Genomic DNA, 20,596 nt, shown 5'->3' with positions numbered 1-20,596 from the left:
TCGTAGAATGGACAACGAAATGCGGCGTACCCTGCCGCACGTCTGCGGACACTGGCCTCCACTGCGCCGCGGCGCGGGGCGCCGGGCGACGCGCTATTGCAGGACGGCCACACGATGACATCCGACCCCCAAGACAACGTGGCGCTGGACGAAGCGCAGATCGCGCTGCTGGTTGCCCGCTTCTACGCCAAGGTGCGTCGCCACCCGGAGCTGGGGCCGGTGTTCAACGCCGCCGTGCACGACTGGGACGACCACCAGCGCACGCTGACCTCCTTCTGGGCGTCGGTGGCGCTCAAGCACGGCACGTATCGCGGCAATCCGATGGCGAAGCACCACGGCCATCCGATCCGCCACGAGCACTTCGACCAGTGGCTGGCGCTGTGGCGTGAAACCACCGCCGAAGTGCTGTCGCCCGACGATGCGGCGCAGTTCAACCATTACGCCGAGCGCATCGGACAGAGCCTGCGGTATGGGTTGGGGTTGAACGGGGGCGTGGGCGCCCGTTCGCTGGGCCTGCCGATGGTGGGCTCGGGCCGCTGAGTCGACGGCTGCGGCGCGTGCCGCCCGGATCCCGGGCCGCGCCTGGATGGGGCAGCGGCATCCCTGCCGCCCTCCCGCCGGCATCCCGCCGCTTCCCCGCCTTCCTGGCCTAGCGACGTCGATGCCTTCCGACGCGGGCGCGCCTCCTGCCGCCCTGAGCTCCCACGGCCTTGTGGGTGTGACTTGTCGGACTGCCACGTCCTGTGGAACCCGACACGGCGTTGCCGCCGTACTGCGCTTGCCTCCCCGAAGTCCAAGGCCGGCGCAGATTTCTGAATCCCGTGGCAGCTAGGGTCTGCCAGACGGGTCGTGTCTGCCTACTCAACGCGGGGGGCGGTCTGCCCCCCTACCTCCTGGTGCCCCGGGGCTGATACCGCAGCCATGCACCCCCGCCACCGATAGGCTCGCCTACTTCCGCTGGCCCCGCCGGCCCCGCTGGTGCTGGCCGACACGGGGCCGAAAGGCTTCAGAACGCGGCGTCGAACGCCACCTCGCCCTCCACCCCCACCTGGTAGGCGGATACCCGACGTTCGAAGAAGTTGGTGACCTCCTGCACGTCCTGCAGGTCCATGAACGCGAACGGGTTGCTGGCCCCGAAGTGCTTCGGCAGGCCCAGTTGTGCCAGACGCTGGTCGGCGCAGTACTGCAGGTACTGGCGCATGTCGCGCGGCGACAGCCCGGCCACGCCGCCGGACAGCACGTCCTCGGCGAACTGCATCTCGCACTCCACGGCCTCCTCCAGCATCCGCACCACCTGGCGCTGCAGGTCCTCGTCGAACAGGCCGGGCTCTTCCGCACGCGCGGTGCGGATGACCTCGAAGGCGAACGCCATGTGGCAGCTCTCGTCGCGGAACACCCAGTTGGTGCCCGAGGCCAGCCCGTGCAGCAGCCCGCGCGAGCGCAGGTAGTACACGTACGCAAAGGCGGCAAAGAAGAACAGGCCTTCGATGCAGCACGCGAAGCAGATCAGGTTGAGCAGGAACTGGCGGCGCTGCTCGCGCGTCTCGATGCGCGTGAGTCCCTGGAGCGAGTCGATCCACTTGAAGCAGAACTCGGCCTTGGCGCGGATCGAGGGGATGTTCTCGACCGCCGCGAACGCCTTGGCGCGCGCGACCGGGTCGGGCAGGTAGGTGTCGAGCAGGGTGAGGTAGAACTGCACGTGCAGCGCCTCCTCGTACAGCTGGCGCGACAGGTACATCCGCGCCTCGGGCGCGTTGATGTGCTGGTACAGGTTCAGCACCAGGTTGTTGGCGACGATGCTGTCCCCGGTGGCGAAGAACGCGACCAGCCGCTCGATCAGGTGGCGTTCGGCCGGGCCAAGCTTGTGCTTGAGGTCGTTGACGTCCAGCGAGAAGTCGACCTCTTCCACGGTCCAGGTGTTTCGGATCGCGTCGCGGTACATCTCGTAGAACTGGGGGTAGCGCATCGGCCGCAGGGTCAGGTCGAAGCCGGGATCGAGCAGGCGGGGCGCGGCGGGTTGGGCGGACATGGGCGTTCCTTCGGACTTGGGGTGGGTCCGGGGGCAGGGCGGGCCGCGATCGTGTGCGTCCTTGCGGTCGCACCTCCGTGTGCGGCAACGATCGCGGCCCGCGATGCCCCCGGACCGCAAGGGCGGCGGGGCGCTGGGTGCAGTGGGCACCCCAGCGCTGGCGTGATCAACGGCGCGGCCGTCGCGACCGCGCGCGGATGTGGGCTTACTGGCAGGCCTCGCACGCCTCAGGGTTTTCCAGCGAGCAGGCCACGGCTTCGCTCGGGCTGTGCTCCGGCTTCGGCGCGGCGGTGCTCGCGCTGCTCACCGTGGTCTTGGCGATGCGCGTGGCCGGCCGCGAGCGCAGGTAGTAGGTGGTCTTCAGCCCCTGCTTCCAGGCGTACATGTACATCGACGACAGTTGGCCGATGTTCGGGCTCTCGATGAACAGGTTGAGCGACTGGCTCTGGTCGATGAACGCGCCGCGCTCGGCGGCCATGTCGATCAGTGATCGCATCGGCAGTTCCCACGCGGTGCGGTACACGGCACGCAGCGACTCGGGAATGGCATCGATGCCCTGGATCGAGCCTTCGGCCAGCTTGATCGCATCGCGCAGTTCCGGCGTCCACAGGCCCAGGGTCTTCAGCTCCTGCACCAGGTAGCGGTTGACCACCAGGAAGTCGCCCGACAGCGTCTCGCGCTTGAACAGGTTGGACACCTGCGGCTCGATGCATTCATAGCAGCCGGCAATCGACGCGATGGTCGCGGTGGGCGCGATGGCGATCAGCAGCGAGTTGCGCAGCCCGTGCGCCTTGATCCGCGCGCGCAGGCCGTCCCAGTCCAGCGTCGCGCTCGGCGCCGCGCCCCAGGCCTCGAACTGCAGTTCGCCCTGTGAGGCGCGGGTGTCGCCAAAGCCCGGGTGCGCCCCGTGCTCCAGCGCCAGTTCATTCGAGGCCGACAGGGCGTGGAAATAGATCGCCTCGGCGATGTCGCGCGACAGCGCGCGCGCGGCGTCGGAATCGAACGGCAGCCGCAGCTTGAAGAACACATCCTGCAAGCCCATCGTGCCCAACCCCACCGGGCGCCACTTCAGGTTGGCGGTGCGCGCGGTTTCGATCGGGTAGAAGTTCAGGTCGATCACCCGGTCGAGCTGACGCACCGCCAGGCGCACGGTCTCGGCGAGCTGCTCGAAATCGAAGCGACCGGCCTGCCCGTGCACGTTGCCTTCCGGGTACAGCTCGACGTGGTGGCTGAGGTTGATCGATCCGAGGTTGCACACCGCGGTCTCGTCCTGCGAGGTCACTTCCAGGATCTCGGTGCACAGGTTGGACAGGTGCACCACGTTGCCCTCGCGAAGGGTCTGGTTGCAGGCGCGGTTGGACTTGTCCTTGAAGTTCATCCAGCCGTTGCCGGTCTGGGCGAGGGTGCGCATCATCCGCGCGTACAGCTCGCGCGCCTTGACCTGCTTCACTGCCAGGCCCGCGGCTTCGGCCGCGTGGTAGGCGCGGTCGAAGGCGTCACCGAACAGGTCAGTCAGCTGCGGCACTTTGTGCGGGTCGAACAGTGACCACGCGGCATCGGCCTCGACCCGGCGCATGAACTCGTCGGGAATCCAGTTGGCCAGGTTGAGGTTGTGGGTGCGCCGCGCTTCGTCGCCGGTGTTGTCGCGCAACTCCAGGAACTCCTCCACGTCGGCGTGCCACGGCTCCAGGTACACGCAGGCTGCGCCCTTGCGCCGCCCGCCCTGGTTGACCGCGGCGACCGAGGCGTCCAGCGTCTTGAGCCACGGCACGATCCCGTTGGACAGGCCATTGGTCGAGCGGATCAGCGAGCCGCGCGCGCGGATGCGGCTGTAGCTCAGGCCGATGCCGCCGCTGAATTTGCTCAGCTTGGCCACGTCCATGTAGCGCTTGTAGATCGCCTCCAGCGAGTCTTCCGGCGAGTCGAGCAGGAAACACGACGACAGCTGCTCGTGCGTGGTGCCGGCGTTGAACAGCGTCGGCGAGCTGGGGATGTAGTCCAGTTGCGCCATCTTGCGGTACAGCGCCAACGCGTCGGACACGTCGTCGGTCAGCGCGCAGGCGATGCGCAGGAAGAACTGCTGCGGGGTCTCCACTACCGTGCGCGCGGTCGGGTGCCGCAGCAGGTAGCGGTCGTACAGCGTGCGCAGGCCGAAGTAGTCGAAGCGCTGGTTGTGCGTGTTGTCGATGGCATCATTGAGCTTGCGCGCGTTGGCCTGGACGAACGTCAGTAGCCGGTCATTGATCAGTCCCAGTTCGTGGCCGCGGGTGACCGACTGCGAGAACGCGTAGATCTCGATGCCGGCGACTTCCTTCTCGATCACGCCGGCGAGCAGGCGCGCGGCCAGCCGGCCGTACTCGGGCTCCTCGGCGGTGAGCAGTGCGGCGGTGCGGATCGACAACTCGTCCAGTTCGCGGGTGCTGGCACCGTCGTACAGGCCCGAGATGGTGCGGGTGGCCACGCGCATCGGATCGACCGCGTACAGGCCTTCAGCGTTGCGGGCCACCGCGCGCACGATCTTGTTGAGGTCGACGGGCTCACGGCGACCACTGCGCTTGGTCACGGTCATGCTGAAAGCGGTGGCCGGCGGGGTCAGGGCGAAGCCGCCGGGCCGTGCCCCGTCGGTGTCGGAGCGTTGGTCAGCGGCGACGCCGTCGGTGCGGGCGTCGGCAAGGGTGTCGATGGACGGGGACGCGGTCATGGCTGGAAGACTCCGGTGCATGGGCGCACGGATCGCCGCCTTCCCTCGAAGGACGACGCGCGGCGGTGCGGACGCGGCCGGATGCCACTGGCATCGGCTGCGCGACCACGCCCCCGCGGGCGCGGAGTCAGCAGGGTGCTACGGAGGTGTCGCGCCGCCCGAGACTGCAGCGGACGGGGGCGATGGCAGGCCATCGCCACGGCCAGGACGCGGGGCGTCGTGGCGCGACACCGACCGTCCTCCCCCGAGGACTCCCTGGCCGGTCACCGCGCGGTGTGCATCGCGCGGCTGTCGGCAGGTCTTCGGGCTCGGGACACGACGCCGTGCGTCACCTACTGGCGGTCGCTTCCCAGGCCGTGTCGCCCAGTGCCAAGACCGCGGTCGTTTCCCATACCGCTGCGGGGCAGCGCCGGCATTTCACCGGCTTCCCTTTTCAGCCGACCCGTGAAGGCCGGCACCGACGACCCCAAGATATCGGGTTTTCTGTCCCCGTCAACACGAAATGTGGGGCTAACCTGCCCGGGGCTTGCGGGGCAAGGGTTTGCGCGACGTGGGCGCGGTGGTGGCATGGAGGGCGTGTGGTCGGTGCTTGGGAGGGTGTGGGGTTGGTGCGTGCGCGGTTGGGGCGTGGAGCGCGGCCCGCGATAGGACGCCGCGTGATGCCGGCATCGCGCGCGTCGAGTGAACGGCCCCGGCCGGCCCGGCGGCCGCGGTTTGCCGGCGGGACGACCGGGCGGGACAATAGCGAGCTACGCGCCGGCCGCCCGGGCCGTGCCGCACCCCCTCCCCATCGCCCCAACGGAACCGACCATGTCCATCGTCCGCATGACCGACCTCGACCTCGCCGGCAAGCGCGTGCTGATCCGCGAAGACCTCAACGTGCCGATCGAGGACGGCCGCATCACCTCCGAGCAGCGCATCACCGCCTCGCTGCCGACGATGAAGTTGGCGCTGGAGAAGGGCGCCGCCGTGATGGTCACCTCGCACCTGGGCCGCCCGAAGGAGGGCGTGTGGTCGGAAGCCGATTCGCTGGCGCCGGTCGCCAAGCGCCTGTCCGAGCTGCTCGGCATGGACGTGCCGCTGGTCAAGGACTGGGTCGATGGCGTTGACGTCGCGCCGGGCCAGTTGGTGCTGCTGGAGAACTGCCGCATGAACGTCGGCGAGAAGGCCGATGACGAGGCCCTGTCGCAGAAGTACGCCGCGCTGTGCGACGTGTTTGTCATGGACGCCTTCGGCACCGCGCACCGCGCACAGGCCTCCACCCACGGCGCGATCCGCTTTGCCAAGATGGCCGCTGGCGGCCCGCTGCTGATGGCCGAGCTCGACGCGCTCGCGAAGGCGCTGGAGCATCCGGCGCGTCCGCTGCTGGCGATCGTGGCGGGCAGCAAGGTCAGCACCAAGCTGGAGCTGCTGGCGTCGCTGGTGGGCAAGGTTGACCAGTTGATCGTGGGCGGCGGTATCGCCAACACCTTCATCGCGGCGATGGGCCATTCGGTGGGCAAGTCGCTGGTGGAAATGGACCTGATCGACACCGCCAAGCAGATCATGGCCGACGCCAAGGCGCGCGGTGCCGACATCCCGGTGCCGACCGACGTGGTCGTCGCGCCGGCCTTCGCCGCCGATGCGCCGGCCACGGTCAAGGCCGTCGATGCGGTGGGCGCCGATGACATGATCCTCGACATCGGCCCGGACACCGCCGCGGCCTATGCCGCGCTGATCGCCAAGGCGGGCACCGTGGTGTGGAACGGTCCGGTGGGCGTGTTCGAGTTCGACGCATTCGGCAAGGGCACCGAGGCGCTGGCGCGCGCGATCGCGGCGTCGCCGGCGTTCTCGATCGCGGGCGGCGGTGACACGCTGGCGGCCGTGGACAAGTACGGCATCGAGCAGGACGTGTCGTACATCTCCACGGGTGGCGGTGCGTTCCTGGAATTCCTGGAAGGCAAGGAGCTGCCGGCCGTGGCGGCGCTGAAGGCGCGCGCCTGAGTCATCGCGGCGTCGTTGCGCAGTCCTGATGATGCCCTGAGTTGTCCTGCGGGCCGGTGTGAACCGGCCCGCTTCGTTTCCACGTTTACGAGTCCCCCATGGCACACCACAAGCCCACGCTCTTCTTCGACATGGACGGCACGCTGATTGATTCCGCGGTCGGCATCACCCGCTGCGTGGCGCACGCGCTGCAACGCATGGGGCTGGACGTGCCGCCGGACGAAGCGCTGCGGCAGTGGATCGGTCCTTCGTTGCGCACCAGCTTCGCGCCGCTGCTGCACGATGCTGCACGGGTGGAACAGGCGGTGGAGCACTATCGCGAACGCTTCGAGACGCACGGCTGGGCCGAGCATGAGGTGTATGCCGGCATCGACGAGGCGGTCCGCACGCTGCATGCAGCAGGGCATCGGCTCGCGATCGTCACGGCCAAGAACGAACCGCACGCGCGCAAGATCGCCGCGCACCTGCCGTTCGGGCATCTGTTCGAGGACGTGATCGGGGCCACGCCCGATGGCAGCCGCAGCCACAAACCGGAGCTGATCGGCGAGGCATTGCAGCGGTTGGCGCTGGCGCCCGAGGGCTGCGTGATGATCGGTGACCGCCACATGGACATCGAAGGCGCGCGCCACCACGGCATGCGCCACGTGGGCGTGTTGTGGGGCTTTGGCGGTGAGGTCGAGCTGCGCGCAGCCGGCGCCTTGCACCTGGCAACGTCGCCCGCGCAGTTGCCGGCGTTGCTGGTGGCCTAGCGCCTCTCTGCGTGGTGCGGCGCGGACTTGCCGCCGTGGTGGCTCAAGGCTCCCCGGTGCGCCAGTCGCGCGCCAGCAACCCGTACATGGCGGAGTCCTGCAGGTCGTCGGCCACGCGCCAGCGTTCGCGCAGCAGGCCTTCGCGGACGAACCCGAGGCGCTCCACCAGCCGGCACGAGGCCACGTTGCGGGGATCGATGTCGGCTTCGACCCGCCGCAGCCCGAGAGGGCCGAACGCATGGTCAAGCACCGGGCGCAGCATGTTGCGCGCATGGCCCCGGCCCCACTGCGAGGAGTGCAGCGCGTAGCCGATTTCCGCTCGCCCCTGGTCGGGGTTGATGGCGAACAGCGTCACGCCGCCGATCAGCCGGTCGCTCTCCACGTCGGCCACTGCCCAGCACAGCAGGCGCGCGGGATCTTGGCCTTCGAGGGCGCCTTCGAAGCGCTCGCGTGCCTGCGCCACGTCGGTCCAGGCAGGGAAGCTCCAAAAGCGCATCACCTGCGGATCGGCGTACAGCGAATAGAAGTCCTGCAGGTCGTCGCGCCGATGCGGACGCAGGCGTACGGTCCCCGCGTCCAGCACGGGCAGTGCGCACGATGCGTGGGGTACCGCGGACGTCGTGGCGGTTGGCATACGTATTCAATCCGTTCGGTAGCGAGGCTGTGCTAGCGTGAATCCACTCACGGAAGTCTGACATGCCCACTACGCTTCGACGCACCAAGATCCTCGCTACCCTCGGCCCGGCCACCGATGCGCCGGGCGTCCTCGATGCTCTCCTCGCCGCTGGCGTGGATTGCGTCCGGCTCAATTTCTCCCACGGTGACCCCGCCGGTCAGATCGCGCGTGCGCACGCGCTGCGTGAAGCCGCGGGCCGCGCCGGACGCGAGGTCGGCATCCTCGCCGACCTGCCGGGCCCCAAGATCCGCATCGAACGTTTTGCCGACGGCAAGGTGCAGCTCAAGGCCGGCGACCGCTTCGACCTGGTGGCCCGCGCCGATGCGCCCGCCGGCACCGTGCACGAGGTGGGCGTCAGTTACCTCGGGCTGCCCGGCGACGTGAAGCCCGGCGACGTGCTGCTGCTGGACGACGGCATGATGCAGCTGCGGGTGGAGGCAGTGGAGGGCGAGCGCATCGTCAACACCGTGCTCAACGATGGCGCGCTGTCGGACCGCAAGGGCCTGAACAAGCAGGGCGGCGGACTGTCGCTGGGTGCGCTGACCGAGCGCGATCGCGAGTTGATCGCGGTGGCCGCCGAGCTGGGCGCGGACTTCATTGCGGTGTCGTTCTGTCGCACCGCCGAGGACATGCACGAGGCGCGCCGGGTGGCACGGGCGGCGGGCAGCAACGCCGCGCTGGTGTCGAAGATCGAGCGCGCGGAGGCCATCGAGAACCTGGCCGAGATCGTCGAGGCCAGCGACGTGGTGATGGTGGCGCGTGGTGACCTCGGCGTGGAGATCGGCGATGCCGAGTTGCCGGGCCTGCAGAAGAAGATCATCCGCGAGGCCTTGGAGCGCAACCGGGTGGTGATCACCGCCACGCAGATGCTGCAGTCGATGGTCGACAGCCCGATCCCGACCCGCGCCGAGGTGCTGGACGTGGCCAACGCGGTCATTGACGGCACCGACGCGGTGATGCTGTCGCAGGAGTCCGCCGCCGGCCGCTACCCGGTCAAGGCGGTGGAGGCGATGGCCCGCATCTGCCTGGGCGCCGAGCGCCAGTTCAACCACGACACCGACTTCGAGGAAGCCCCGCGTGGGCTGGACCGTGCCGACCATGCGATCGCGATGGCGGCGATGTTCCTGTCCGAGCACATCGGGGTGCGCGCCATCGTGGCGATGACCGAATCCGGTGGCACGGCACGCTTCCTGTCGCGGTTCCGGGCGCCGTCGCCGGTGTTCGCGCTGTCGCGCCATGCCGACGCACGCCGCCGCATGGCGCTGATGCGCGACGTGACCCCGTTTGCGTTCGACAGCCGTGGCATGGCCTCGCGCGATGCGGCGCGCGGCGCGGTCCGCCAGTTGTTCGAGGCGGGCCACCTGATGCCGCACGACCGGGTGATCTTCACCAGCGGCGACACCATGGAGCAGCACGGTGCGACGAACACGCTGCGCCTGCTGGAAGTGGGGGCGGATGGTTGCGCCCAGGGATTGGGGGAGCTGTAGGCCGGCAGGGGGCGGTGGCTCCCGCTTGGATCGGCCAGTCGCTCCCCGATACTCGCTTGGTGTCCGACCCAAGCGGGAGCCACCACCCCCTGCCCACTGGGTTTGAGGGTGAGAGGGGTTGAATAGGTCGCGGTGAGGGGTGCCTGCCTTCCGGGTTGGGCACCAAGCGAGTATCGGGGAGCGACTGCCCAACCCGGGCGGTAGGCACCCCGTCCCTCGCAAGGCGCCGCAGGCCAAGGGAATTAACCATTCCCGCCAAGGATTTGCGCCAGCGCGGGCGGGACGTGGGGTGGAGGAGCGGGCTATAATCCCGTTTCTTTCCCAGCCGCTCCCTCAGGATCCCATGAGCATCGAACAGCTTGCCGAAACCGCCCTGGCCATGGTCGCCCCGGGCAAGGGCATCATCGCCATCGACGAGTCCAACGCCACGTGCAAGAAGCGTTTCGACAGCGTCGGCATCGAGTGCACCGAAGAGACCCGCCGCGCCTACCGCGAGCTGCTCCTGACCGCGCCGAAGCTGGGCGAGCACATCTCGGGCGCGATCCTGTTCGACGAGACCCTGCGCCAGTCGACCAAGGACGGCGTGCCGTTCACCAAGGTCATGATGGACAACGGCATCATCCCGGGCATCAAGGTCGACAAGGGCACCTTCCCGCTGGCCGGCTTCCCGGGCGAAGTGGTGACCGAGGGCCTCGATGGCCTGCGTGGCCGCCTGGAGGAGTACTACAAGCTCGGCGCCCGCTTCGCCAAGTGGCGCGCGGTGATCAACATCGGTGACGACATCCCGTCGGGCACCTGCATCGACGCCAACACCCACGCGCTGGCCCGCTACGCCGCCCTTTGCCAGGAGCAGGGCCTGGTGCCGATGGTCGAGCCGGAAGTTATCATGGACGGCAGCCACGACCTCGACACCTGCTACGAGGTCACCGAGGTGACCCTGCGTTCGCTGTTCGCGTCGCTGTACGAGCACAACGTGCTGCTCGAAGGCACCATCCTGAAGGCTTCGATGGTCATCTCCGGCACCACCTGCGAGGAGCAGGCCGGTATCGAGGAAGTGGCCGCCGCCACCCTGCACTGCCTGAAGGCCAACGTGCCGGCGACCCTGCCGGGCATCGTGTTCCTGTCGGGCGGTCAGTCCGACCAGGCCGCCACCGCGCACCTCAACGCGATGAACCAGATGGGCGACAAGCCGTGGCCGCTGTCGTTCTCGTACGGCCGCGCGATGCAGCAGGCCGCGCTGAAGCTGTGGGCGCAGGACATGATCGGCAACTACGCCGCCGCGCAGCAGACCGTGTACGAGCGCGCCCGCGCCAACGGCCTGGCCGCGCTGGGTGAGTGGCAGGCCGCGTAAGCGACCTCGCCCTCTCGGGTTCAAGAAAAACGCCGGTCACATGACCGGCGTTTTTTTGTTTGCTGGGCGCGTCGGCCAGCGGGTGGGGCGCAAGCCGCGCTGTTGGGCCGCCTGCCGTGTTGGGCACCTGCGCGGCTGCGGATCCGTGGCGTATCCCCATTCCGCGCGCGTGGCAATTACGGCAGGCTCGCCAGCCACTCGTCGTCCGAGCCCTCGTTGACGTCCTCGAACAGGAAGGTACTGAGGTAGCGTTCGCCCGTGTCGGGCAGCATGGCGAGGATCGCCGCGCCGGGGTCGGCGGTGCGGGCGACTTCCAGCGCCGCGGCCAGGGTCGCGCCAGCGGAAATACCGACGAACAGCCCTTCCTCCGCGGCTAGCCGGCGCGCGGTGTCGCGGGCCAGTACGTCGTCGATGGGCAAGATGGCGTCGGCGATTTTGCGGTTGAGCACTTCGGGCAGGAAGTCCGGGGTCCAGCCCTGGATTTTGTGGGGCTGCCATTCCTTGCCGGACAGCAACGACGCGCCGGCCGGCTCGCAGGTGGTGATGCGCACTTCGGGGCGCGCCACCTTCAGCACCTCGCCCACGCCGGTGAGAGTGCCACCGGTGCCCCAGCCGGTGACGAAGTGGTCCAGCCGTCGACCGGCGAAGTCGCGCAGGATCTCGGTCGCCGTGGTCTGGCGGTGGTAGGCCGGATTGGCGGGGTTGGCGAACTGGCGCGCCAAGAACCAGCCGTGTTCTTCGGCCAGCTGCGCGGCGCGCCGGACCATGCCGCTGCCGCGCTCGGCTGCGGGGGTCAGGATCACCTTGGCACCGTAGGCGCGCATCAGCTTGCGGCGCTCGATGGAGAAGGTCTCGGTCATCACGGCCACGAACTTGTAGCCGCGGGCCGCGCAGACCATAGCGAGCGCCACGCCGGTGTTGCCGGACGTGGCCTCGACCACGGTGTCGCCGGGCTTGATCAGGCCGCGGGCCTCGGCATCGAGGATGATCGCGATGGCAAGCCGATCCTTCACCGAGCCACCGGGGTTGAACGACTCGACCTTGGCGAAGAGCTCGATGCCGGGCGGCCCGATGCGGTGCAGGCGCACGACCGGAGTGCGGCCGATGGTGTCGAGGATGCTGTCGTGGATCATGGGGAGGCCTCGGGGGACGGTGGCCGGGCGTTCCCGCACGGCTTGCAGGAAGGATCACGGGACAAGGGCCGGCACGCGGCCGCGCCCATGCATGCGGCAGCCTACGCATCGGGGCGTGCAGGGGGCGTCACGCCACCTGTGCATCCAGCCGCCGCAACGGGCCGTATATCCCGGTGCCTGTCTGTGACCCCCGGCTGGCCGAATCTGGCGGTTGGCCCCTGGGTCAACCAATGGCCCACGTGGCCGTTAACACCAAGCTACTAGAATCGGGGTCCCCAGCCCGAAACCGGCCCAACGCATGCCTATCCTGTCCCTGTCCCGCACCGCCTGCGTTCTCGCACTTGGCCTGACCCTCAGTGCCTGCGGCGGTGGCAAGGACGGACCCGGCAAGGGCGGCGGCGACCGGCCGACCACGGTCACCACCACCGTGGTGCAGCCGCGGGCATGGAATGACACGGTGCAGGCGCTGGGCACGGTGAAGGCGCACGAATCGGTCACCGTCACCGCCAAGGTCAGCGAGACGGTGGAAGGCGTGCATTTCGACAGCGGCGATGTGGTGCCCAAGGGTGCGCCGCTGGTGACGCTGAGCGGGCGCCAGCAGCAGGCCGCGTTGAACGAAGCGCAGGCCAACGCCAACGAAGCGCAGCGCCTGTTCAAGCGCCAGGAAGAATTGGCGTCGCAGCAACTGATCGCGCGCGCCTCGCTGGACAGCCAGCGGGCCACCCGCGATGCGGCCAACGCGCGCGTCGCGCAGATCCGCGCCAACCTCGGCGATCGCGTCATCCGTGCGCCGTTCTCCGGCGTGCTGGGCCTGCGCCAGGTGAGCCCGGGCGCATTGGTCACGCCGGGCACGGTCATCACCACGCTGGATGACACCTCACGGGTGTTCATCGATTTCCCGGTGCCGGAGGCGGCGTTGGGCCACGTGGCGCCGGGCCAGCGCGTAAGCGGCACCAGCGTGGCCTGGCCCGGCCGCACCTTCGATGGCACGGTCGCGACGGTGGACTCGCGCCTGGATGCGGCGACCCGTGCGGTCATCGTGCGCGGTGACTTCCCCAATGCGGACCGCGCGCTGCGCCCGGGCATGCTGCTGCAGGTCACCCTCAGCCGTCCTGAGCGCCAGGCGCTGCTGCTGCCGGAGATCGCGGTGGTGCAGGTGGGCAATGCCAGTTACGTGTTCCGCGTGGGCGCCGATGGCACCGCCGAACGCGCGGACGTCAAGGTTGGCGTGCGTCGTGATGGGCTGGCCGAGATCGTTGAAGGGCTCAAGTCCGGCGATCGCGTGGTCGTGGACGGCACTGGCAAGCTGCGTCCGGGCGCGAAGATCGTGGAGGCCTCGGCCTCCACGCCCGCCGGCGCCAAGGGCTGACCGCCGATGCTGCTCTCCGACATTTCCATCCGCCGACCCGTCTTCGCGACGGTGATGAGTCTGCTGCTGATCGTGCTCGGCGTCATGGCGTTCTCGCGCCTGACCCTGCGCGAGCTGCCCGCCATCGACCCGCCGATCGTGTCGGTGTCGGTCAGCTACCCCGGCGCTTCGGCCGCGGTGGTCGAGACCCGCATCACCCAGGTACTGGAGGATGCGCTTGCCGGCACCGAGGGGATCGAAACCATCGAGTCACGCAGCGTCAATGGGCGCTCGGGCATCACCATCGAGTTCAGCCTGGACCGCGAGATCGAAGCGGCGGCCAACGACGTGCGCGACGCGGTCAGCCGCGTGGTCGACCGCCTGCCAGAAGAGGCCGACGCGCCGGAGATCGAGAAGGTCGAAAGCGACGCCGAGACCATCATGTGGCTCAACATGAGCTCGGAGAAGATGGACACCATGGAACTCAGCGACTACGCCGAGCGCTACGTGGTGGACCGCCTCTCCAGCATCGACGGCGTGGCCCAGGTGCGACTGGGCGGCGGCCAGCGTTACGCGATGCGCGTGTGGTTGGACCGTGACGCACTGGCCGCGCGCGGCATCACCGTGGGTGACGTGGAAAGCGCGTTGCGCGCCGAGAACGTCGAGCTGCCCGCCGGCCGCATCGAATCGGCCGATCGGGACTTCACCCTGCGCGTGGCGCGCGGCTACGAGCGCGCCGAGGAATTCGCGCAGATGCCGCTGCGCAAGGGCAGCGACGGCTACGTGGTGCGCCTGGGCGACGTCGCCAAGGTGGAGCTGGCCTCGGCCGAGCGCCGCGCCTACTTCCGCAGCAACGGCGCGCCCAACGTGGGCCTGGGCATCATCAAGACGTCCACGTCGAACGCGCTGGATGTGGCCAAGGCGGTGCGCGCTGAAGCCGAACGCATCCAGCCGAGCCTGCCACAGGGCACGAAGATCTTCGTCGCGTTCGACAGCACGGTGTTCATCGACGCCTCGGTGGAGCGCGTGTACCACACGCTGTTTGAGGCGATCGCGCTGGTGCTGATCGTGATCTGGTTGTTCCTGGGCAGCGTGCGAGCGGCGTTGATCCCGGCGGTGACGGTGCCGGTGTGCCTGGTGGCGGCGTTCATCCCGCTGTACCTGTTCGGGTTCTCGATCAACCTGCTGACGTTGCTGGCGCTGGTGTTGTGCATCGGTCTGGTGGTGGACGATGCGATCGTGGTGCTGGAGAACATCCAGCGCCGTGCCGACCTGGGCGAGCCCAAGCTGGTGGCGTCCGCACGCGGTACCCGGCAGGTGGCGTTCGCGGTGATCGCGACCACCGCGGTGCTGGTGGCGGTGTTCCTGCCGGTGGGCTTCATGGAAGGCAACACGGGTCGCCTGTTCCGCGAATTGTCGGTGGCGCTGGCCGGCGCGGTGGCGCTCTCGGCCTTCGTGGCGCTGACACTGACGCCGATGATGTCGTCCAAGCTGGTGCGGCCGCACAAGGAAGAGAAGTCGCTGGCCATCAACCGCTGGGTCAATGCGCGACTGGACGGCGTCGGCGTGCGCTATCGGCGCTTCCTGGATCGCAGCGTCGAACGCCCGTGGTTCTTCGGCGCGCTGATGCTGGCGGCGCTGGCGCTCAGCGCGGTGCTGTTCAAGCTGGTGCCGTCCGAACTGGCACCGCCGGAGGACCGCGGCGCGTTCTTTGTCTCGGTGATGGGCCCGGAAGGCGCGGGTTTTGATTACACCGTGGGGCAGATCCAGCAGGTGGAGTCGGTGCTGATGGGCCAGATCGGCGAAGGCAAGCCGATCCAGCGCGCCAACACCCGCGTCCCCGGCGGCTTCGGCGCCAGCGAGGAGATGCACACCGGCCAGGTGATCGTGTTCCTGCAGGACTGGGACAAGCGCGACGTCAGCACCAGTGACGTGGTGGACAACCTGCGCGGCGAACTGGGCAAGCTGCCGGGCGTGCGTGCCAACCCCTCGGTGCGCACCGGCCTGGTACGCAGCCGCGGGCAGCCGGTGCAGATCGTGCTGGGCGGACCGGACTACGCCGAACTGGCCCAATGGCGCGACCGTTTGCTGGCGCGGATGGAGCAGAACCCGGGCCTGTTCTCGGTCGACTCCGACTACAAGGAAACGCGCCCGCAGATGCGTGTGGACATCGACCGCCAGCGTGCGGCCGACCTGGGCGTCAGCGTCACCGCGATCGGCAGTGCGCTGGAATCGATGATGGGCAGCCGCCGCGTCACCACCTTCGTGCAGGACGGCGAGGAGTACGACGTGGTGGTGCAGGCCGGCAAGGAGGGCCGCGCCTCGCCCGCGGACCTGGCCGCGATCCAGGTGCGCGCGCGCGACGGGAGCCTGGTGCCGCTTTCGAACCTGGTCACGCTGCGTGAGCTGGCCGAGCCGGGCAGCCTGAATCGCTTCAACCGCCTGCGGGCCATCACCATCAGCGCGGGCCTGGCGCCGGGTTATCGCATGGGCGAGGCGATCGAGTGGCTGCAGGGCGTGGTCCGCGAAGAGCTGCCGGAGCATGCCCAGATTGACTGGAAGGGCGAGTCGCGCGAGTACCAGCAGGCGGGTGGCGCGGTGCTGCTGACCTTCGCGCTGGCATTGCTGATCGTGTTCCTGGTGCTGGCGGCGCAGTTCGAGAGCTTCATCCACCCGCTGGTGATCATGCTGACCGTGCCGCTGGGCGTGCTGGGCGCGTTGCTGGGCCTGTGGCTCACCGGGGGCACGCTGAACCTGTTCAGCCAGATCGGCATCGTGATGCTGGTGGGCCTGGCGGCGAAGAACGGCATCCTGATCGTCGAGTTCGCCAACCAGCTGCGTGACGAGGGCCGGAAAATCCACGACGCCATCGTCGAAGCGTCGGCGGTGCGCCTGCGGCCGATCCTGATGACCTCGATCGCCACCGTGGCCGGCGCGCTGCCGCTGGTGCTGGCCGGTGGTCCGGGCTCCGCGAGCCGGGCCACGATTGGCGTGGTGGTGATCGCGGGCGTGTCGTTCTCCACCCTGCTGTCGCTGGTGGTGGTGCCGGTGTTCTACGTGCTGCTGGCGCGTTACAGCCGCTCGCCGGAAGCGGTGACCCGCGAGCTGGAGGAGCAGGAAGCCACCACGCCGCAGGCCGGCGGACACGCCTGATCCCCGGGGGCAGCGCCACGCGCCTGCCCCTGCGGTCGCCGGGAATTGCCGGCCTCCCGCGTGAATCCGCGCCGAAAACCGTACCGTCCGCCCCCCCAATACGGGTATCTTGGGCGCCTTGAGCGCGCGTCCGGGGGCGCGCGTGCCACATTTCGGGGAGTTACTGTGGAATCACTGCTGGCCTCAATCAACGCCATCATCTGGAGCAAGGCACTGATCTTCATGTGCCTGGGCGCCGGTATCTTTTTCACCATCCGCACCCGTTTCATGCAGGTGCGCGGCTTCGTGGAGATGGCCCGGCTCACGGTCAGCGGACAGAGCTCCGCGGCGGGCGTCTCCTCGTTCCAGGCACTGGCCATGTCGATGGCCGGCCGCATCGGCATTGGCAACATCGCCGGCGTGGCCACCGCCATCGCCTTCGGTGGACCCGGCGCGGTGTTCTGGATGTGGGTGATGGGCTTCCTGGGCGCGTCTACCTCGTACGTGGAATGCACCTTGGCGCAGATCTACAAGGTCAAGGACGCGGAGGGGCGCTATCGCGGCGGCCCGGCGTACTACATCGAGAAGGCAATGGGGCTGAAGTGGTACGCCCTGCTGTTCGCATTCGCCACCATTGTCGCTACCGGCTTCCTGATGCCCGGCGTGCAGGCCAATGCCATCGCCGACAGTGTGGCCAATGCCTGCCAGGGCACGGCGCTGTGCGGCCCGATGGATGGCGAGTGGATGGGCCTGTCGGCGCGCGAGACGCTCAAGCTGGGTATCGGCCTGGGCGTGTCGATGCTGCTCGCGGTGATCATCTTTGGCGGCGTCAAGCGCATCGCCAACTTCGCCGAGGTGGTCGTGCCGTTCATGGCCGGCGGCTTCATCCTGATGGCGATCACCGTGATGGTGCTCAACGCCGAGCAGGTGCCGGCGATGTTCGGCCTGATCTTCAGCAGCGCCTTCGGCGCCCATGCCGCATTTGGCGCGATGATCGGCCTGGCGGTGGAGTGGGGCGTCAAGCGCGGCGTCTACGCCAACGAGGCCGGCCAGGGCACCGGCCCGCATGCCGCCGCAGCGGCCGAGGTCTCGCACCCGGCCAAGCAGGGCTACGTGCAGGCGTTCGCGATCTACATCGACACCATGCTGGTGTGCACTTCCACCGCCTTCCTGGTGCTGGCTTCGGGCATGTACAACGTGCACGCGCCGGACGGCGTGGCGATGCTGCACAACGCGTTGCCGGGCGTGGAGCCGGGCCCGGGCTTCGCCCAGGCGGCCGTTGAATCCATCTTGCCGGGCTGGGGCGCCGGCTTCGTGGCGGTGGCGCTGTTCTTCTTCGCGTTCACCACGATCATGGCCTACTACTACATGGCCGAGACCAACCTGACCTACGTGGCCGGCACTGGCCGCACCCACCCGCTGGCGATCCTGCTGCTGCGCCTGGGCATCATGGGCATGGTGATCTTCGGTGCGTTCCACAACGCCGGCCAGGCTTGGGCGCTGGGCGACATCGGCGTGGGCCTGATGGCGTGGCTGAACATCATCGCCATCCTGATCCTGCACAAGCCGGCCATGCTGGCGCTGCGTGACTACGAGGCGCAGAAGAAGGCGGGCAAGGACCCGGTGTTCGATCCCGATGCGCTGGGCATCCGCAATGCCGACTTCTGGCGTCGCCAGGGCGGCAACAACCCCTGATAGGCCGAAACAATGAGCGAACGACGTCCTCCCCGACCGGGTCAACACCGCGGCCAGCCGCCGCGACGGGAGGGGAGTGCGGGCCCGTGGGGTGAGCCGCGCCCCGAGCGGCCGTCGGCGGATCGCCCGCCGCGGCCGCAGATCGAGCGCGAGCGACCGGGTCGACCGGCCGAGCGCCCATGGGTCGAGCGGTCCCCGCGCGGTGGCGCCTTCGAGCGCGGGCCCGGGCGTGAACAGGAGCGCGAACGGACGCCGCGTCCTCGGCCGCCCATGGCGCCTGCCGAGTCGGAAAGCGCCGAGTCCGCCGCGCCACGCGGTCCGCGTGAGCTGCGGCTTTACGGGCTCAATGCCGTGCACGCGGTGTTCGCCAAGCGCCCCGAGGCCATTCGCAAGCTGTACCTGACCGAATCGCGCATTCCCGCCCTCAAGCCGCTGCTGGCGTGGTGCGTGGCCAACCGCGTGGGTTACCGCGTGGTGGAGGAGGCCGACCTGGAGAAGCTGTCGTCCAGTGCCCACCACGAAGGTGTGGTCGCCGATGTGCTGCGCGCCGAGCCCGAGTCGCTGTCCACCTGGCTGCGCGACCTGCCGGCCGGCCCGCAACTGGCGCTCTGGCTGGACGGCGTGGGCAACCCGCATAACCTGGGCGCGATCCTGCGTTCGGCCGCGCACTTTGGCGTGACCGCGGTGCTGTTGCCCAAGCATTCCCCACTGGCGCTGTCCGGGGCCGCCGCGCGCGTGGCCGAGGGCGGTGCCGAGCATGTCCCGATGGTGCGGCTGGGCCGCACCGACAACGCACTAGCGCAACTGCGGGGCGCGGGGTTTGCCTTGGCCGCGACGGTGGTGGACGGTGGCCGCGATGTGTTCGCGACCGAGCTGCCGCCCCGGCTGGTGTACGTGATGGGCGCCGAAGGCGAGGGCATGGACCGCGAGCTGGCGCGCACGTGTGACCTGCAACTCTCGATTCCGGGCACCGGTGCGGTGGAAAGCCTGAACGTGGCAGCCGCCACCGCGGTGCTGCTGGCCGCCTGGCGTCGCGGCCATCGCTAAAAAAACAAAGCCCCCCGGGGAGCGGGGGGCTTGGCCACCGTTGCGAGTGCGCGGGGCCTAGAAGAGTTCCACGCTGCCGACATCCATCGACTGCTGCGAGACCGGCTTGTGCGGGGGGCGTTCCCACTCGCCGCGCATCTGCGAGATGCGGTCGCCGATGTGCTTGAGCGCGCGCTTGACGTCGTCGTCCTGCGGGTTGCCACCGCTGCGGTGCAGCAGTTCCTGCAGCGAGGTGGCCTCGCGGTTGATCTCGAGCATGCGGTCCAGGTGCATCTGGGCGGCGCCCAGCGCCTGGGTGGCGATGTCCTCGAACTGCAGCGAGCGCACGGCTTCGGCCACGGAGTTGTCGATGGCACGGCCGCAATCGGCGATCTCGCGCATGCCATTGCCGAGATTGCGGTTGATGCCTTCCACGTGTTCGAGCATCTGCGCGGCTTCGGCGCGAGCACCGCGGGAGCGGTCCAGGTCGCGCGAAGCCATGTGCGAGACGGTGTCGCGCACCTTGGCGATGGCGTCCTTGGAGCTGTGGGCCAGCTTGCGGATTTGCTCGTTGAACGCGGTGGAGCGCTCGGACAGGTTGCGCACCTCGTCGGCCACGACCGCGAACCCGCGGCCCGCCTCGCCGGCACGCGCCGCTTCGATCGCGGCATTCAGTGCGAGCAGGTTGGTCTGGTCGGCGATCGACTTGACGTCCTCGAGCAGGGCGAAGATGCCGTCCAGGTGCTCGGCCATCGCGTCGATGTGGGTGACGGTGGTGGTGCTCTGGCCGCTCACGGCCTCGAGCGCTTCCACCAGCTGTTCCATCTTCTGGCTGGCTTGCAGCGCGAAGCGGTGCACGTCCAGGCCGCCCTGGTCGCCATCGGTGCGGTCGATGATGCGCTTGATGGAATCGTTCTGCTGGCGCGACTGGCGGTTGACCGCGTCGAAGCTGGTGCCCAGGCGGGCGACCGATTCGCGGATCAGGTCGCGGGTGCGCTCGATTTCGCTGCGCGAACCCTGGATCTCGCTGCCCACGAAGTTGCGCAGTTCGTCCAGCAGGCGGGTCTGTTCACGCAGCGAGGCCGACTGTACGGCGTCGGGTCGCGTGACGGCCCAGAAGGCGAACAACCACGCCGAGGTCATGGCCACGAGAGCGCCCCAACGCACGGCGCCTGGCCAGCCAAGGGCTTCGGCGAGGAGGAGCAGCAGGGTGAGCGCGAGGGGCGGTGCCAGGCGGATCAGGATGCGGGGAGCCATTGCAGTTCTCGTCGGGACTTCAACCGGGG

Annotated in this window: 14 protein-coding genes and 1 riboswitch; of the genes, 9 read left to right on the top strand and 5 right to left on the bottom strand. The window is 68.9% G+C overall.

Annotation, left to right across the window (positions count from 1 at the left end; translation table 11 throughout):
* Positions 1-114 precede the first annotated feature (114 nt).
* Complete coding sequence (locus ACYVBS_RS06350; RefSeq protein WP_460822537.1) at positions 115-540, top strand: group III truncated hemoglobin; 426 nt, start codon at positions 115-117, stop codon at positions 538-540.
* Between the two features lie 466 nt (positions 541-1,006).
* Here the strand turns inward: ACYVBS_RS06350 and ACYVBS_RS06345 are convergent, their stop codons facing one another.
* Together ACYVBS_RS06345 and ACYVBS_RS06340 are read right to left on the bottom strand one after the other, a co-directional pair.
* Complete coding sequence (locus ACYVBS_RS06345; protein ID WP_460822536.1) at positions 1,007-2,029, bottom strand: ribonucleotide-diphosphate reductase subunit beta; 1,023 nt, start codon at positions 2,027-2,029, stop codon at positions 1,007-1,009.
* Between the two features lie 205 nt (positions 2,030-2,234).
* Positions 2,235-4,598 carry a ribonucleoside-diphosphate reductase subunit alpha gene (locus ACYVBS_RS06340; protein ID WP_460822628.1) on the bottom strand — a complete coding sequence of 788 codons (2,364 nt, stop codon included), beginning with the start codon at positions 4,596-4,598 and terminating at the stop codon, positions 2,235-2,237.
* A gap of 408 nt (positions 4,599-5,006) precedes the next feature.
* A riboswitch (cobalamin riboswitch) is annotated at positions 5,007-5,207 on the bottom strand.
* 333 nt (positions 5,208-5,540) lie between these two features.
* Here ACYVBS_RS06340 and ACYVBS_RS06335 point away from each other — a divergent pair.
* Positions 5,541-6,713 carry a phosphoglycerate kinase gene (locus ACYVBS_RS06335; RefSeq protein WP_460822535.1) on the top strand — a complete coding sequence of 391 codons (1,173 nt, stop codon included), beginning with the start codon at positions 5,541-5,543 and terminating at the stop codon, positions 6,711-6,713.
* A gap of 98 nt (positions 6,714-6,811) precedes the next feature.
* Positions 6,812-7,462 carry an HAD family hydrolase gene (locus tag ACYVBS_RS06330; protein ID WP_460822534.1) on the top strand — a complete coding sequence of 217 codons (651 nt, stop codon included), beginning with the start codon at positions 6,812-6,814 and terminating at the stop codon, positions 7,460-7,462.
* A gap of 43 nt (positions 7,463-7,505) precedes the next feature.
* Here ACYVBS_RS06330 and ACYVBS_RS06325 read toward each other — a convergent pair whose 3' ends face one another.
* Positions 7,506-8,096: a GNAT family N-acetyltransferase gene (locus tag ACYVBS_RS06325; RefSeq protein ID WP_460822533.1), complete on the bottom strand. Its 591-nt coding sequence runs from the start codon at positions 8,094-8,096 to the stop codon at positions 7,506-7,508.
* A gap of 62 nt (positions 8,097-8,158) precedes the next feature.
* On the opposite strand from ACYVBS_RS06325, the gene pyk reads away from it, so the two are divergent.
* Positions 8,159-9,625, top strand: coding sequence for a pyruvate kinase (gene pyk / locus ACYVBS_RS06320; protein WP_460822532.1), 1,467 nt, complete (start codon positions 8,159-8,161; stop codon positions 9,623-9,625).
* A gap of 343 nt (positions 9,626-9,968) precedes the next feature.
* On the top strand, positions 9,969-10,976 hold the full coding sequence (locus ACYVBS_RS06315) for a class I fructose-bisphosphate aldolase (RefSeq protein WP_460822531.1): 1,008 nt from the start codon (positions 9,969-9,971) through the stop codon (positions 10,974-10,976).
* A 176-nt stretch (positions 10,977-11,152) separates the two neighbouring features.
* Here the strand turns inward: ACYVBS_RS06315 and cysK are convergent, their stop codons facing one another.
* Entirely contained in the window at positions 11,153-12,109 is a 957-nt protein-coding gene (gene cysK, locus ACYVBS_RS06310) for a cysteine synthase A (protein ID WP_460822529.1), read from the bottom strand.
* Positions 12,110-12,407: 298 nt separating this feature from the next.
* On the opposite strand from cysK, the gene ACYVBS_RS06305 reads away from it, so the two are divergent.
* From ACYVBS_RS06305 to ACYVBS_RS06290, 4 genes are all read left to right on the top strand, one after another.
* Positions 12,408-13,478, top strand: coding sequence for an efflux RND transporter periplasmic adaptor subunit (locus ACYVBS_RS06305; protein ID WP_460822528.1), 1,071 nt, complete (start codon positions 12,408-12,410; stop codon positions 13,476-13,478).
* A 6-nt stretch (positions 13,479-13,484) separates the two neighbouring features.
* Positions 13,485-16,610, top strand: coding sequence for an efflux RND transporter permease subunit (locus tag ACYVBS_RS06300; RefSeq protein ID WP_460822527.1), 3,126 nt, complete (start codon positions 13,485-13,487; stop codon positions 16,608-16,610).
* A gap of 165 nt (positions 16,611-16,775) precedes the next feature.
* On the top strand, positions 16,776-18,284 hold the full coding sequence (locus ACYVBS_RS06295; protein ID WP_460822526.1) for an alanine/glycine:cation symporter family protein: 1,509 nt from the start codon (positions 16,776-16,778) through the stop codon (positions 18,282-18,284).
* 270 nt (positions 18,285-18,554) lie between these two features.
* Positions 18,555-19,331, top strand: coding sequence for a TrmH family RNA methyltransferase (locus ACYVBS_RS06290; protein WP_460822525.1), 777 nt, complete (start codon positions 18,555-18,557; stop codon positions 19,329-19,331).
* A 57-nt stretch (positions 19,332-19,388) separates the two neighbouring features.
* Here the strand turns inward: ACYVBS_RS06290 and ACYVBS_RS06285 are convergent, their stop codons facing one another.
* On the bottom strand, positions 19,389-20,567 hold the full coding sequence (locus ACYVBS_RS06285) for a methyl-accepting chemotaxis protein (protein WP_460822523.1): 1,179 nt from the start codon (positions 20,565-20,567) through the stop codon (positions 19,389-19,391).
* Positions 20,568-20,596: the final 29 nt, after the last annotated feature.

This window comes from Lysobacter olei (assembly GCF_054777355.1).
This window is presented reverse-complemented; position numbering and strand designations above follow the sequence as displayed.

Bases quoted from the DNA above. Each gene is read 5' to 3' on its own strand.
- ACYVBS_RS06350 (WP_460822537.1), top strand. From the start codon at position 115: ATGACATCCGACCCCCAAGACAACGTGGCGCTGGACGAAGCGCAGATC.
- ACYVBS_RS06345 (WP_460822536.1), bottom strand. From the start codon at position 2,029: ATGTCCGCCCAACCCGCCGCGCCCCGCCTGCTCGATCCCGGCTTCGAC.
- ACYVBS_RS06340 (WP_460822628.1), bottom strand. From the start codon at position 4,598: ATGACCGTGACCAAGCGCAGTGGTCGCCGTGAGCCCGTCGACCTCAAC.
- ACYVBS_RS06335 (WP_460822535.1), top strand. From the start codon at position 5,541: ATGTCCATCGTCCGCATGACCGACCTCGACCTCGCCGGCAAGCGCGTG.
- ACYVBS_RS06330 (WP_460822534.1), top strand. From the start codon at position 6,812: ATGGCACACCACAAGCCCACGCTCTTCTTCGACATGGACGGCACGCTG.
- ACYVBS_RS06325 (WP_460822533.1), bottom strand. From the start codon at position 8,096: ATGCCAACCGCCACGACGTCCGCGGTACCCCACGCATCGTGCGCACTG.
- pyk (WP_460822532.1), top strand. From the start codon at position 8,159: ATGCCCACTACGCTTCGACGCACCAAGATCCTCGCTACCCTCGGCCCG.
- ACYVBS_RS06315 (WP_460822531.1), top strand. From the start codon at position 9,969: ATGAGCATCGAACAGCTTGCCGAAACCGCCCTGGCCATGGTCGCCCCG.
- cysK (WP_460822529.1), bottom strand. From the start codon at position 12,109: ATGATCCACGACAGCATCCTCGACACCATCGGCCGCACTCCGGTCGTG.
- ACYVBS_RS06305 (WP_460822528.1), top strand. From the start codon at position 12,408: ATGCCTATCCTGTCCCTGTCCCGCACCGCCTGCGTTCTCGCACTTGGC.
- ACYVBS_RS06300 (WP_460822527.1), top strand. From the start codon at position 13,485: ATGCTGCTCTCCGACATTTCCATCCGCCGACCCGTCTTCGCGACGGTG.
- ACYVBS_RS06290 (WP_460822525.1), top strand. From the start codon at position 18,555: ATGGCGCCTGCCGAGTCGGAAAGCGCCGAGTCCGCCGCGCCACGCGGT.
- ACYVBS_RS06285 (WP_460822523.1), bottom strand. From the start codon at position 20,567: ATGGCTCCCCGCATCCTGATCCGCCTGGCACCGCCCCTCGCGCTCACC.